11 protein-coding genes are annotated in these 13,524 nt (G+C 60.0%); 5 read left to right on the plus strand and 6 right to left on the minus strand.

What is annotated here, in order from left to right:
• Positions 1-82: 82 nt before the first annotated feature.
• Positions 83-2,725 carry a DUF4118 domain-containing protein gene (locus tag AC1RAC_RS12360; RefSeq protein WP_492616645.1) on the plus strand — a complete coding sequence of 881 codons (2,643 nt, stop codon included), beginning with the start codon at positions 83-85 and terminating at the stop codon, positions 2,723-2,725.
• 154 nt (positions 2,726-2,879) lie between these two features.
• Positions 2,880-3,569, plus strand: a complete 690-nt coding sequence (locus tag AC1RAC_RS12365) for a response regulator (RefSeq protein WP_034126713.1) — start codon at positions 2,880-2,882, stop codon at positions 3,567-3,569.
• 115 nt (positions 3,570-3,684) lie between these two features.
• Here AC1RAC_RS12365 and AC1RAC_RS12370 read toward each other — a convergent pair whose 3' ends face one another.
• Complete coding sequence (locus AC1RAC_RS12370; RefSeq protein WP_054898472.1) at positions 3,685-4,722, minus strand: patatin-like phospholipase family protein; 1,038 nt, start codon at positions 4,720-4,722, stop codon at positions 3,685-3,687.
• A 216-nt stretch (positions 4,723-4,938) separates the two neighbouring features.
• Between AC1RAC_RS12370 and AC1RAC_RS12375 the strand changes: the two genes are divergently transcribed.
• The 3 genes from AC1RAC_RS12375 to AC1RAC_RS12385 all read left to right on the plus strand — a co-directional run bounded on the left by AC1RAC_RS12375 (position 4,939) and on the right by AC1RAC_RS12385 (position 6,908).
• Positions 4,939-5,217, plus strand: a complete 279-nt coding sequence (locus tag AC1RAC_RS12375) for a hypothetical protein (RefSeq protein ID WP_003189839.1) — start codon at positions 4,939-4,941, stop codon at positions 5,215-5,217.
• A 42-nt stretch (positions 5,218-5,259) separates the two neighbouring features.
• On the plus strand, positions 5,260-6,021 hold the full coding sequence (locus AC1RAC_RS12380) for a CHAD domain-containing protein (protein WP_294148584.1): 762 nt from the start codon (positions 5,260-5,262) through the stop codon (positions 6,019-6,021).
• A gap of 89 nt (positions 6,022-6,110) precedes the next feature.
• Positions 6,111-6,908, plus strand: coding sequence for an acyl-CoA thioesterase (locus AC1RAC_RS12385; protein ID WP_003189843.1), 798 nt, complete (start codon positions 6,111-6,113; stop codon positions 6,906-6,908).
• Positions 6,909-6,917: 9 nt separating this feature from the next.
• Here the strand turns inward: AC1RAC_RS12385 and AC1RAC_RS12390 are convergent, their stop codons facing one another.
• The 5 genes from AC1RAC_RS12390 to AC1RAC_RS12410 all read right to left on the minus strand — a co-directional run bounded on the left by AC1RAC_RS12390 (position 6,918) and on the right by AC1RAC_RS12410 (position 13,503).
• The gene (locus AC1RAC_RS12390; protein ID WP_003189844.1) at positions 6,918-7,280 is read right to left on the minus strand and encodes an Mpo1-like protein; all 363 of its coding nucleotides are present in this window, start codon (positions 7,278-7,280) and stop codon (positions 6,918-6,920) included.
• 117 nt (positions 7,281-7,397) lie between these two features.
• On the minus strand, positions 7,398-7,787 hold the full coding sequence (locus AC1RAC_RS12395; RefSeq protein ID WP_106111551.1) for a hypothetical protein: 390 nt from the start codon (positions 7,785-7,787) through the stop codon (positions 7,398-7,400).
• The gene (locus tag AC1RAC_RS12400) at positions 7,787-8,128 is read right to left on the minus strand and encodes a polymorphic toxin type 47 domain-containing protein (protein ID WP_442962912.1); all 342 of its coding nucleotides are present in this window, start codon (positions 8,126-8,128) and stop codon (positions 7,787-7,789) included. Before AC1RAC_RS12400 ends, AC1RAC_RS12395 begins: the two co-directional genes overlap by 1 nt.
• Before the next feature lie 291 nt (positions 8,129-8,419).
• Positions 8,420-8,830 carry a DUF6896 domain-containing protein gene (locus AC1RAC_RS12405; protein WP_096144406.1) on the minus strand — a complete coding sequence of 137 codons (411 nt, stop codon included), beginning with the start codon at positions 8,828-8,830 and terminating at the stop codon, positions 8,420-8,422.
• Positions 8,827-13,503 (minus strand): RHS repeat-associated core domain-containing protein, encoded by a 4,677-nt coding sequence (locus tag AC1RAC_RS12410; RefSeq protein WP_492616646.1) that lies wholly within the window; start codon positions 13,501-13,503, stop codon positions 8,827-8,829. The genes AC1RAC_RS12405 and AC1RAC_RS12410 overlap by 4 nt, the downstream gene beginning before the upstream one ends.
• Positions 13,504-13,524 lie beyond the last annotated feature (21 nt).

Here is a 13,524-nt window from a genome sequence, read left to right on the forward strand (position 1 = left end):
ATGCATTCCACTGTGGGAGCCGGGCTTGCCCGCGATGGCGGCCTTGAAGACTCTCTATCAATACCTGAAGGAACCCCCGAGCATGAGCGACGCCGGCCGCGCCGATGCCCTGTTAGCCGATCTGCCCCGGGACGGCCGTGGCCGGCTCAAAGTTTTCCTCGGCGCCGCGCCCGGTGTCGGCAAGACCTACGCCATGCTCCAGGCGGCCCATACCCAACTGCGCCAGGGCGTGCGTCTGATCGCTGGGGTGGTTGAAACCCACGGCCGCGCCGAGACCGAAGCCTTGCTCAGCGGCCTGCCGCAACAACCGCTGTTGCGCAGCGAATACCGTGGCGTGATGCTCGAAGAAATGGACCTCGACGGCCTGCTCGCCGCCAAGCCAAAGCTGGTGCTGGTGGACGAACTGGCCCACAGCAACGCACCCGGCAGCCGTCATGAAAAACGCTGGCAAGACATTCAGGAACTGCTCGCCGCCGGCATCAACGTGTTCACTACGGTCAACGTCCAGCACCTGGAAAGTCTCAACGACCAAGTGCGTGGCATCACCGGCGTGCTCGTGCGCGAAACCCTGCCGGACTGGGTGCTGCAAGAGGCCGACGAACTGCTGCTGATCGACCTGCCGTCTCGCGAGCTTCTCGAGCGCTTGCGTGACGGCAAGGTGTATGTGCCCGAACAGGCGCGTGCGGCCATCGATGCATTTTTCACCCAGACCAACCTCATGGCCCTGCGCGAGCTGGCCATGCAAACTGCCGCCGCCCACGTCGACGATGACTTGGCCCAGGGCTATCGCCAACTCGGCCAGGCTGCGCCGGCGGTGCGTGGGCGCCTGTTGGTCGGTGTGGATGGCGATGCGCAAGCCGAACGACTGGTGCGCCATGCCTGCCGCGTGGCCCAGCGTCGGCATTTGCCCTGGAGCCTGGTGCACATCGACAACGGCCGTGCGCGGGATGAGCAATCGCGCCTGCGCCTGCAAAACGCCCAGCAACTGGCAGAGCGGCTGGGCGGGGAAGTGGTGTTGCTGCGCGCCGGGGAAGTGGCCAAGACCCTCATCCAGCACGCCGCCGAACGCCGTGCCAGTTTAGTGCTGGTGGGGCAGTCACGGATGCGCTGGCGGCGGCGCCTGTTCGGTGGCGGCTTGGCGGCACGCCTGTTGCGCAATGCCCGCGGCTTGGAAATCAACGTCCTCGACAGCGATGACATGCCTGCACCGCCACGCCTGCCGGAGGTGCGCGGGTTGGTGTGGTTCGATTACGCCTTGGCGGTGGTGGCGACCCTCGCCGCTGCCGCAGTGGCCTGGGCCGTGTCCAGTGCGTTGGCGCTGCCGAACATCTCGCTGGTGTTTCTTGCCGCCGTGCTGTTGGTGGCGGTGCGCAGCAGCCTGGGGCCGTCCCTGGTGTGTGCGGCACTGTCGTTTTTGACTTACGATTTTCTGTTTATTCCGCCGAATTTTTCCTTCGCCATCCAGCGCGAAGAAGACGTGTTGACCCTGTTGTTCTTCCTGTTGATGGCAGCGTTGACCGGCAACCTCGCCGCACGCCAGCGCCGCCAGTTGCAGGCGTTGCGCGATACCCAGGAAGAAACCAGCGAACTGCTCGACCTGTCGCGCAAGCTCACTGCTGCCACCGACCGCCAAGCTGTCATCAGTGCCGCCGCCCACCATCTGCAAGGTTGGAACGAGCTCGACCTGTGCCTGGTCAATCGCGATGGACAGGGCGGCTGGAAGGTCGAGACCGGTTGCCCGTTGACCCTCACCGAAGCTGAACGCGCCGCCGCCGACTGGGCCTGGCAGCATGATCAGCCGGCCGGCATGGGCACCGGCACCTTGCCGTTTGGGCGTTGGTGGTGGTGGCCGCTGTCGGGTGAAGAGGGGCCCTTGGGGTTGCTGGGTGTCAGTGCCAAGCCTGGCCTGGAATTGAGCGGGCAACGTCGACGCTTGCTCACCGCGTTGAGCCAACCGCTGGCCCAGGCACTGGCGCGGGCACAATTGGGGCAGGAGTTGGAATCGGCGCGCCTGCACGGCGAAACCGAACAACTGCGCAGCGCTTTGCTCGCGTCGGTGTCCCACGACTTGCGCACGCCATTGACCTCCATGCGCGGCAGCATCGACAGCCTGCTGGCCCTGGGTGAAGCCATCCCCCTGGAGGATCGCCGCGAATTGCTCGAAGGCACTCGCGACGAGGCCGAGCGCCTCGACCGTTATATCCAGAATCTGCTGGACATGACACGCCTGGGCCACGGTGCGCTGAAACTGTCACGCGATTGGGTGTCGCCCGGCGATATTGTCGGCAGTGCCCTTGGGCGATTGCGCGCCGTACTGGCGCCGTTGCAGGTGAGCACCGCTGTGCCGCCGGAACTGCCTTTGTTGTATGTGCATGCGGCATTGATTGAGCAGGCCCTGGTCAATGTGCTGGAAAACGCCGCACGGTTTTCGCCGCCCCAGGGCCGCTTGCAGTTGCGCGCGGGCGTGCAGGATGAGCAGTTGTTTTTTGCCGTAGCGGATGAAGGGCCAGGGATTCCCGAGGAGGAGCGTGCGAAGATCTTCGACATGTTCTACACCGCTGCCCGCGGTGATCGAGGCGGGCAGGGCACCGGCCTCGGCTTGGCGATCTGCCAGGGCATGGTCGGTGCGCACGGTGGGCATATCAGCGTGGCCGATGGTATTGACGGTCTGGGTACCTGCATCACCTTGTTTTTACCACTGCCCACACAACCTGCCCTGGAATAAGCCCTGTAGGAGCGAGGGGGACGCCTAGTTCTTGCTCGCGAAGGTCGTTAACGATAATGATGGCGTCCTGAATGCACGCGGTGCCTAGAGGTTTTTCGCGAGCAAGCTCGCTCCTACAGAGGGTGATTTTTTTAATGGGTTTTAATGAGACACCATGAGCCAGACCGCGACGATTCTTGTCATTGATGACGAACCGCAGATCCGCAAATTCCTGCGCATCAGCCTGGCTTCCCAAGGCTATAAGGTAATCGAAGCCGGCACAGGCAACGAAGGCCTGGCGCAGGCGGCCTTGAGCAAACCGGATCTGCTGGTACTCGACCTGGGCCTGCCCGACATGGACGGCCAACAGGTGCTGCGTGAGTTTCGCGAGTGGTCGAGCGTGCCGGTGCTGGTGCTGTCGGTGCGGGCCAGCGAAGGTCAGAAGGTCGAGGCCCTCGACGGTGGCGCCAATGACTACGTGACCAAACCGTTCGGCATCCAGGAGTTTCTTGCCCGGGTGCGTGCGCTGTTGCGCCAGGCACCGGCCGGAGAGGCCCAGGAAGCCGCCTTGAGTTTTGGCCCGTTGACGGTCGACCTGGCCTATCGCCGCGTTTTGCTGGACGGTGCCGAAGTGGCGCTGACCCGCAAGGAATACGCAGTGCTGGCGCAGTTGGCACGCCACCCGGGGCGGGTGATTACCCAACAGCAGCTGCTCAAGGACATCTGGGGGCCAACCCATACCGAGGACAGCCACTACCTGCGTATCGTGGTGGGGCACTTGCGCCAGAAGCTGGCGGATGACCCGACCCAGCCACGGTTTATCGTGACTGAGGCGGGGGTGGGGTATCGGTTGCTAAGTGCCTGAGCGTTTGGTGCCTGTGCTGGCGCCATCGCAGGCAAGCCAGCTCCCACAGCTGAAATGCATTTCCCTGTGGGAGCCGGGCTTGCCCGCGATGAGGCCATCCGCAACACTTACACGCTCAACTCTGCTCACTCTCATACCGATCCAACGTATCACTGGCAATCTCCCGCCCCAAAGCGATCAATTCCGGCGCTTTATAGAACTCGAAAAAGCGGCACACCCGCTTTGGCACGTTGATCAGCACATCGGGCGGATACCCAGCGATCTTGTACTGTGCCAATGAGGTTTGCATCACCTCGAAACTCTGGTTGATCAGATCCAGCAACGAGGCAGGCCCGACGTTGTCGATGATGAACGAGCCGGTGGCCGACTTCGGTGCACCGGCTTTCTCGGGCGCCGCGGCAGGTTGCTGGGCTTCGGGTTCGGCAGACTCCAGCCACGGGTTGATTTCGGCGGCCTGGGCCTGCAAGGCTTCTTGTTCCAGCTTCATCAACTGCTCGGCCTGCTTGCGGCGAAATGGCAGGTGGGAGCCCAGTGACTTGGCCAGGCTGTTGAAGCGGCTCTTGAACGCCGGCGGGCGCGGAATCACCGGCAATTGGTAGTGTTTCTGGTTGGTGGCATTGAGGTTGACCGCAATGATCAAGTCGCAATGGCTCGATACCACCGGAACGATGGGCAGCGGGTTGAGCAGGCCGCCGTCCACCAGCATGCGGTTGCCCTGCATCACCGGTGTGAACAGGCTGGGGATGGCCGCGGAGGCGCGCATGGCCTGGTGCAGGCAGCCTTCCTGGAACCAGATCTCCTGTTGGTTGGTGAGGTCGGTGGCGACGGCGGTGTAGGGGATGCGCAGCTCCTCGATATTGATATCGCCGACAATCTTGCGGATTTGCCCGAACACCTTCTCACCGCGGATCGCTCCCAGGCGAAAGCTCACATCTACCAGGCGCAATACGTCGAGGTAGTCCAGGCTTTCGATCCAGTTGCGGTACTCGTCGAGCTTGCCGGCGGCGTAGATCCCACCCACCACGGCGCCCATGGAACAGCCGGCGATACAGGCGATGTCATAGCCGCGTCGTTCGATTTCTTCGATCACCCCGATATGGGCGTAGCCCCTGGCCCCACCGGAGCCCAGCACTAAGGCAACACGTTTCTTCATGGCCAGATCCTTCGCAAAACAGGGGCCCACAATGCACCCATCAAGGGGCCTGCTTCAATCCTTGCTGACAGCGCGCAATATTTTTCCAGGCTGGCGATCAGCCTCGGGTATGCTCTGGCAATAGGTACTACTGATTTCAGGCTAAGGACAAGGCACTTTTCCCTGTAGGCAACGTCTACAGGCTACGACTGAATTTGTATATTTGAGGTGTCATCAATGAAAGCCTGGATCTGTGTGCCTGTGATCGTGTTGGCCTTGGCTGGCTGTGCCGGGAAAACCGCGTATCGCGACAGCTGTGGCTCGCAATTGGACGCCGCCTGGAAAGAGCTGGACCTGGCCAAGGCCGAAGGTTTTGCTGGCACTGTCAGCTACTCCAAGGCTTTGTCGCTGTTGACTGGCGCCAAGACTCAGCAGCAGTTTGAAGCGTTCGAGGGTTGCTCCAACAAGGCCGAAAAGGCGCGGTTCTACATTCGTGAGTCTCGCGCCGGGCGATGACCCTGCGGCGGATAGGATTTTTCATCGGAAAGTGAGGGCAGGATGTCAGCGTTGGTCAATCAGTTAGTCGCTCAGGTCATTGGCCTGGAAGTAGGGTTACTGAGCTGCCAGGCTCGCCTCGCCGCCGTCACTGACGATGAAGCCTTGCATGATTTGCGCACCACGGTACGCCGCCTGCGCAGCCTGTTGCGCCCTTTGCGCGGGCTGCCCGGTGTCGAACAGCTTGAATTGGCCGCCAGCACGGTTGGCCAACTGACTACGCCGCTACGCGACCGAGAGGTGCTGGCGGCGTATTTGCATCAGCACGGTCATCACGACGCGGCTGATCGACGCCTGCGTCTGCAGCCCGAGGCTTATCGCCAGGTGGCGCAAAGCCCGGAGTTGGCGCACTTGCTGCTGATTCTGGATGCGTTCCCACGGTTTATCCGCGCGTCCCAGCATCAGAAACTGCTCAAGGGCTTGCGCCCGCGCATCCAGAAACGCCTGGCCAAGCAATCGCAGAGACTCGATGAGGCGCTGAAGGATCCCGATCATGACCGTCATCGACTACGGTTGCTGATCAAGCGCGTGCGCTATGCCGCCGAGGCGTATCCCGAGCTGGACAAATTACCCCCCAAGGCCCTGTCGCACTTGAAGAAAGCCCAGAGCGCGCTGGGTGACTGGCATGACTGTTGGCAGTGGCTGGCCCAGGCCGGGCACGAGCCGGACCTGCAACCCTGCGTAGCGGTGTGGCAGCGCACCATGCTCAAGGCGCAAGGCAAGGCCGATCGCGTGCTGGACACGCTCAGCGCCGAGTGTTTTTAAACCGGTCCGGTTTTTGGCTGGAATGGGCGCTGTGCCTGTGCAATTCGATGGTTAAGATTCCTCCAGGATTTTCTTGATGTGAGGTCGCCATGCGCTTTAGTGATTTGCTCGACGCTGCCCGTAGCAATCCGCTGGATGTCACCATCCCTGCCGAATGGGCCCAGGGTCGGGCTACCTTTGGCGGGCTGGTCGCTGCCTTGCAGTACGAGGCGCTGCGCGCCCAGGTGCCGGCGGACCGACCGCTGCGCTCGCTGGCCATCACCTTTGTCGGCCCGGTAGCGCCGGATGTACCTGCCAGCTATCAAGTCGAAGTGCTGCGCGAAGGCAAGGCGGTCAGCCAGTTGCTCGGGCGCGTGGTGCAGAACGGTGAAGTGGCGACCCTGGTCCAGGCCAGTTTTGGCGCCTCTCGCCCCTCCGAAATTGACGTGGCAAGTGAGCCGCCACCGGTATTCAAACATTGGGATGAGTGCCAAGAACTGCCCTATATCAAGGGTGTTACCCCCGAATTCATGCGTCATTTGGCAATGCGCTGGAGTGTCGGTGGCCTGCCGTTTACCGGCAATAAATCCCGCGACATGGGCGGCTGGGTACGGTTGCGGGGGGATGTGAAAGAGGAGCCACTGACCGAGGCGCATATCCTCGCCCTGGTCGACGCCTGGCCACCGGCGTTGCTGCCACACCTGAAAAAGCCCGCGCCGGGCAGCACCCTGACCTGGACCATCGAGTTCATCCAGCCGCTGCAAGACCTGACTACGCTCGACTGGTGCCAGTACCACGTCAACATCGAACACGCCCGCGACGGCTATGGCCACGCTGCCGCTGCCTTGTGGAGCCCGACCGGCGAGTTGATCGCCCTCAGCCGCCAGACCGTGGTGGTGTTCGCCTGAACCCGCCGGTCAGTGGTGGTGCCGCTGCCGCCAGGCGCGCCACCAGCCACCGCTGAGCACAAAGCGCGGGAAGGTCACGAACTGCTCGACCACCAGGCGCTGCACCGCATCTTTGCGATCGCTGAACGGCTCACTGGCCTGGGCTTCCAGGCTATGGCCGTGACGCTGCAACGCCAGGCCCGCGACAATACCAATCACGCCGACGGCGAAGCTGGCCAGACTAAGGCTGAACACGCCCGACACGATCAGCAGGAAACCGACGATAAACAGCGGCACGGCAATCAGGTGCAACGCCAGGTTGGTTGGGTGCTGATGGTTCTGTGGGTACTGACGCCATTGCCAGGCGGGAAGATTGGGGTGACGTTTGCCCATGGTGGTGAATCCTCTGTCCGTTGAAACAACTTGAACAGAGTTTAGGTTGAGGTGGGCGAGGTGGCGAATTGGGGCTGGCTATGGGGGTCATAGGCTGCAATTTAGGCGGAGTGACCCTCATGCCCAAATGACACAGTCATGATCATCCATGTGTACCAAGAACGTCAGCTCTTTATCGGTTATCCAAAACGGATATCCGGTGGTTTCGCCTAACACAGAGGCTAGCACTCGAGCGTTTTCCATTCTCCAGGCGCTATACGCTGAGTCAAATACCAGCAGAACCAGGCCATTCCCGCTAATGCGATGCGGCATCTCCTTCCAAAAGTCAGGGTTGTGTTCGGTGCTTTTCTCGTTTAGTTCGATGGGATCAAGCACATTGCTCTGCGCTTTGAAGAATTTTCTCGTCAGAGAGCTTATCAACAAGTTGAGTTCGCTCGAATCAAGCTTTCCAGCGTCGAGGTTCAGCGCATTACAGGCTTCGTCTATTTCGTCTTCCAGGTAACTCATCAGGGGACACCTATTCTGGACCGGCTGACAGGAACCAGTTGGAGCAGTATATGGCCTCTTTTGGCTCCTCCGTCGCCTCTCTTTCCAGGTGTTTGATAGCCAATATGAGGTGATTTCGGGCCTTCTTTACTTGGCACGAGCATAGGATCGTCAATATTCACTTCCGCTCCTCTATTGGGACCGGTTTTTACTCGCCGTTCTGTTGGAAATGATTTGCCATATTGGTCTTTGCCCCATTTCGATACGCTGTATTCGGACCTGGGTATACCCGTTCTGCGAAAAGCCTCATCCAAACCATCGGTGGGAAAGAGTAGCGCCGTGGGTGTGAATGTGGGAAGGATTCCAGTCTGTTAAGCGCAGATCCCCTGTGGGAGCGGGCTTGCCCGCGAAGGCGGTGTGTCAGTCACTGCCTCTGTTACTGCACTACCGCTTTCGCAGGCAAGCCAGCTCCCACTTTTGATCTTCGTTGCTTTGAGTATTGCGTTCGCTTGACTGATCGGCACCAAGGCTTACCTCCGATGTTGTTGGGTCAGTTTGCACATGCATTGGCTGGTTCACAGTTATCGAGGTCAAGTCCCATCCCATATTCGATATTCAGAGTGTCTAGGGTAAGGAGATTTACCTGAACGGCATCAAGACTGTATGAAGTACAAATTAGATGTGGACCCTTCGATTTTCTTGGCTTTGCCCTTTTTTAGGTACGCATTGAACTCACGTTCCAAGGCTTGTTTATCTGTATATTTTTTGTACTTGCTGGGTGTTTCGCATGCGTACATATACAGCCTCCACGAGTCGAAACCGTCGACCCTATCGTCCGGGCCGTAATCAAAGTCGACACATATTTCAGATAAGTAAACACTGCAACCAATACCGTGCAGCTCGTAGGTGACATTTGCAGCGACCGTCCCACGCTGCGGGATTTTTTTGGATCGCCACAGACCAATGATATTTTTGGTTCCAAACACTTGCTCAAGTAAGTCGGTAGCCTTTTTTACTTGCTCCAAGTATTCTGTGATCAAATGTTCTAGCGTCTGAGCTCTCATCGTCTAGGCCTTTCCAGTCTATCCAGTCCTACTGCATTTGAAGCGTCTATTACGTCCTGGGTGCTGTTGAACGAGCTGTTATGGTCACCTATATTCTGGATTAGTTTTATGGTGACTGGCGTCTTTGTTTGTCTTGCAGCGGCAGCTCGGTGGTGCCCATCAACAATATAGCGTTGCTCGTTATACTCAAAAACGTCTATTGGCGTATTTTTATCGTATCCGTCGTTTCGCATACTGCGAGCAATTTCTTCCACACGCTTGGTTGACCGCTTCCCTTCAATGCTGTGTGTTCTATTTAAGAAGGTTGCGTCTACTCCGTGAACAAGAGGAGCTGAAGGCTGTCCATCATCCACGCTCGATTTGTAGGATGGATCGTCAGCACTCGTTTGCTTTTTACACCCATCATCGCCTGGGCATGAATTCAAGCCTAGCGGGTCTACCCACCCTGTCGGATTGGGCACGTACTGGTAGCCATTGATCCCACCCGCCAACTTCACCGGATCCGGCGTCAGATAGCGACCAATATCCGGATTGTAGTAGCGATGGCGGTTGTAGTGCAGTCCGCTTTCCGCATCGAAATACTGCCCTTGAAAGCGCAGCGGGTTGTCAATGTTGCCTACGTCGAGCCGGGCGATCTGGCCGTAGGCGCGGTAGTGGGCGGACCAGACGATTTCGCCTTCGGTGTCGGTCAGTTCCTGCGGGGTGCCGAGGTGGTCGAGTTGGTAGTGGTAGGGCTTGGTTTCTTTTGGGCCGAAACCTTCCAACAGGGCCAAGGGGCGGAAGCTGTCGGGTTCGTAGAGATAGCTGCGATGGCGCTCTGCATGGTGTTCGGCAATCAGCTTGTCGCCTTGCCAGAAAAACTCGGTGGTTTTGTCGTCCACGGTTTTGCTGATGCGGCGTCCAAACGGGTCATAGCGATAGCTGGCGGTTTCGCCGTTGGGCGTTGTAACCCCGACCAACCGATGCTGGCAGTCGTAGCGGTACTCAGTGACGAGTTGCTGGCCCTTGCCGCGTCGTTCGCGGATGAGGTTGCCGAAGGCGTCGTAGTCATAGTGCCGGTCGCCCTGGATCATCAGGCGGTTGGCCGTGACGATGTCCGGGCCGGGGCGGTCTTGCATCAGCAGGTTGCCGGCCGGGTTGTGGGCGAAGCGCTCCTGTACGTCCTGGGAGTGATCGGCGTGGGTCAGGCGGTTTAGCGGGTCGTAGCGGTAAAGGTGTTCGCCTTTGCGGGTGTCGAGCAGGCGGGTAAGGTTGCCGGTTTTGTCGTAGTCGTATTGGCGTTGGTAGAAATAGTTTTGCTGCTGCGTAACGGCGTGGGCGTGCAGACGATTCTGGTCGTCGTAGTGGTAGTGGCTGAGCAGTTGGCCTTGCTGGCGCTGATGCTCGCGGCCGCTCTTGAACAGATGTGAGGTGAGCACTTCACCGTTGAGTTCGACGGTAGCGAGGTGGCCGCCTTTATCGTGGGTGAAGGTGACGCGGTTATTGTCCGGCAGGCACAGGTTTTTCAGCTGGCCGCAAGCGTCGTAGCCGTAGCGCAGGGTGCCCCAGCCCTGGTGTTCGGCGGTGAGGCGGTTTTGGCGGTCGTATTCGTAGGCCAACGCCCAGTGGCCGTCCTCGACGCTGAGGAGGTTGCCCTGGCGGTCGTAGGCATAGTCGACAACGCTGGCATCGGGTAGGGTTTTTCGGACGAGGCGACCGGCGTGGTCGCGCTCGTAACGGGTGATTAGCTGACTGCCATCGTCGCCGTATTCGGTCTTTTCCAGCAGGTGGCCGTTGAGGTCGTAGGCATACGCGGTGCGTTGGCCGTCGAAGCCGGTTTCCTGGCGGATCAGGCCGTTGGGGTGGTAGTCGAGTTGGTAGGTTTCGCCGGCTTCGTTTTCGATCTCGGTGAGCAGCAGCCGGGCGTTGTCGTAGCGGTACTTGACCTGGGTGCCGTCGGCGTTGAGACGGCGGCTGATCAGGTGCAGGCCGTCGGCGTATTCATAGCGGGTGACGTGGCCGAGTTCGTCGCGTTCGGCGATGATTTTGCCGTAGGGGTTGTAGCTGAATTCTCGTGTGGCGCCGCCTGGCAAGACGAGGCGAATCAGCCTGCCGACGCAGTCCCAGTGATAGTGCGTCAGCGCACCATGCTCATCCTCACAGGCAACTTGCCGCCCCAGATCGTCATAGCGATAACGCTTGATCCCACCATTGGGCAATTGCTCCTCAAGCAACTGCCCACGTTCGTTCCACACCAGTCGATGGCAACTGTGATCCGGGTACCAAACTCCAGTCAGTTGCCCGTGCTTGTTGTAGCTGTAGTCAGTAACCTCTCCATCGGGATCGGTCCTACGCGTAACATCGCCTTGCTCATTACGCTCATACTTCCAGACCGCCTCCCCACGCCTGACAACCCGTACAAAACCGTTGTCATGCTCGTAGGACGTTGGCTCATCATCCCCCGGAAACAGCGCGACCAAGCGCCCGGCATCGTCGTACTGATAGGCCGTCACCGCGCCCATCGGGTCTTGCTCGACGGTCAGCCGGCCCTGGTCGTCGTAGGATTTAAAGTGCGTGGCGCCGTCCGGATCAATCCTCTGCACCAGCCGCGCCCGCTGGTCATGGACATACACCTCCTGGCTACCATCGGCGTTATGCACCGTGACACGCCCGTCATCGCCCCAGGCATAGCGCGTGTCCATCTGCGAAAAACTCGCCCAATGCCGAACGCAGCGCGCCGCCTTGCCCGCGTGTTCCCATTCCCAATAGAAACTCGCGCCTCCGGCCAACTGCCGCTCGAGAATGACGTGCTGATCGTCGTACCGATAACGCTCGCTTTCACCGACGGCATTGGTCGCACACACCAGTCGGCCAGCTTCGTCATAGGCGTAGGAAACGATGTTCTGCTCGGTTTCCCAAACGTAGGGCTCACGCCCTTTGGCGCGATGCACCTGGTAGTCCACCGCGACAATGCGATCCAGCTCATAACGCAACAGCAACGAGCGCCCCGCGCCGTTATCCAGCCGTTCAATCCGCCCAGAACGATCCCGGCAAAGGCGCAGCCGGTTGTCATACGCATCGCTGATGGTTGTCAGCACACCGTCGCGGAAGTGGTAGAAACGCGAGGCTTGGGCCAGCACCAGTTCATCAGGCGAGGCTCCCAAATAGATCGCCGCTTCGGCCAGGCTATTGGTGATCGCCGGCCGAGAAACGGTGGGCAAGGGCAGGGTAGTCGAGCGGTTCTCATGGTCGGTCCACGCCACCGAATCGCCCGACACCACCAGCCGATGAGCCAGCCCATGACTCCAGCCAAACCCCAACCCACACTCGACTTCCACCGCACTGGTGCGGTACAACCGCGTCCACTCAAACGGCAAGATCCCATCCAGCGCGCCGTCGGTAAGGGTCAGCAATTCCTCGCCGGTGACCATCGACACCGGGCAACCGTGGGTGACGGTTTTATCCGCTGGCGCCGCCGCATCCCCCTTCGGGTTCGACGCCACAGCCGGCACATCATCGACAGGCTCCTGACGAACCAACGTGGTGCGCTGGGTCTTGCCGCGCACCATTGGCACCGGGTTCGAAACCAGCGTGTCGCCCGCCTTCAACGGCACAGCCGGCACTGCCTTGACCGGCGTCGCCGCACTGCTCAGCAACACCGGCTTGGCGGCCTCGACATGGGTTTCCAGCCGAGGCCCCGCCACCTGCTTGACCAGCAACTCCAATAACGCCCGCGCCCGCCCGGATTTGACGTGACTGAGCGTCTGCGCGCCCAGGCGCAGCTGGACCCCAATGCCTCGCGTGGCCCAGATCAGCAACAGATTGATCAAGACTTCGCCGGTGATTTCACCCAGCAGTTCGTACATATCGGGTGGCGGCAGCATGCGTACCCAGGCCACCAGCGCCGACAGGTAGATAAACAACAGCGGCTCATCACTGAGTACCAGCAACCCCTTGGCCAGCGTGTCTCTGCCCAGTTTGAGCAGCGCGTTCAGCTCGGTCTGGGACAGGTATTTCAGCAACGTTTCGCTGTTGGTCTTGAGGTTGGCGAGCAGGTCGTACAGCTCGGTGATGTTGTCCCACAGGTTATAAAGCGCGTTGCCCAGCCCGGCAGCAAAGGCCACGCCCTGTAAGGCACTGCGCTTGTAAGCCGGCGCTTTGGCAAAGTCTGCCCATCGAGGCTTGAAGTGCTCGGCCCATGCCGTGCGCAAATCCGTTTCCAGCCCGGCGATCACAGACTCATAGGACGCATACAGCGCCTGGACGTGAACCTTGGAAACAGTGGGATAAAAGGTGATTTCGTACTGTTGGTCGCGGCTACAGTCGCTGACTTCAAGAATGCCGCTGGGGCCAATGGTCCGATGCAGTGGCGCGCCTACCGGGATGCCGTCCTGTGCAACGGCTTGCAGCCTCACGGGCGTGTTGCCGATAGGCACGAACTGCGTGCTTTCGAACAGATGCACCAGCGTCAGCCCACCCTGGGCTTTGCATTGAGCGACGGTGCGGCTGGGTTTGTCGGAAGAGATCGGCGCGACCAGTGCGACGTCTTCCCCAACCTTGAACACCTGCTCCACGCTAAGTGCCGAACCACTTAAAAAGCTGTCGGTCCACTTATCAAAGGTATTCAGGCAGGTGCGGAAGTCCGCGAATACGCGCTCAACCTTCGGCGCTTCGGGATCCATCGGCACCAGCATCAGGTTGGCCAGCACCGAGAT

Source organism: Pseudomonas sp. GW823-FHT02F05, from assembly GCF_058797315.1.

Bases quoted from the DNA above. Each gene is read 5' to 3' on its own strand.
- AC1RAC_RS12360 (WP_492616645.1), top strand. From the start codon at position 83: ATGAGCGACGCCGGCCGCGCCGATGCCCTGTTAGCCGATCTGCCCCGG.
- AC1RAC_RS12365 (WP_034126713.1), top strand. From the start codon at position 2,880: ATGAGCCAGACCGCGACGATTCTTGTCATTGATGACGAACCGCAGATC.
- AC1RAC_RS12370 (WP_054898472.1), bottom strand. From the start codon at position 4,722: ATGAAGAAACGTGTTGCCTTAGTGCTGGGCTCCGGTGGGGCCAGGGGC.
- AC1RAC_RS12375 (WP_003189839.1), top strand. From the start codon at position 4,939: ATGAAAGCCTGGATCTGTGTGCCTGTGATCGTGTTGGCCTTGGCTGGC.
- AC1RAC_RS12380 (WP_294148584.1), top strand. From the start codon at position 5,260: ATGTCAGCGTTGGTCAATCAGTTAGTCGCTCAGGTCATTGGCCTGGAA.
- AC1RAC_RS12385 (WP_003189843.1), top strand. From the start codon at position 6,111: ATGCGCTTTAGTGATTTGCTCGACGCTGCCCGTAGCAATCCGCTGGAT.
- AC1RAC_RS12390 (WP_003189844.1), bottom strand. From the start codon at position 7,280: ATGGGCAAACGTCACCCCAATCTTCCCGCCTGGCAATGGCGTCAGTAC.
- AC1RAC_RS12395 (WP_106111551.1), bottom strand. From the start codon at position 7,787: ATGAGTTACCTGGAAGACGAAATAGACGAAGCCTGTAATGCGCTGAAC.
- AC1RAC_RS12405 (WP_096144406.1), bottom strand. From the start codon at position 8,830: ATGAGAGCTCAGACGCTAGAACATTTGATCACAGAATACTTGGAGCAA.
- AC1RAC_RS12410 (WP_492616646.1), bottom strand. From the start codon at position 13,503: ATGCTGGTGCCGATGGATCCCGAAGCGCCGAAGGTTGAGCGCGTATTC.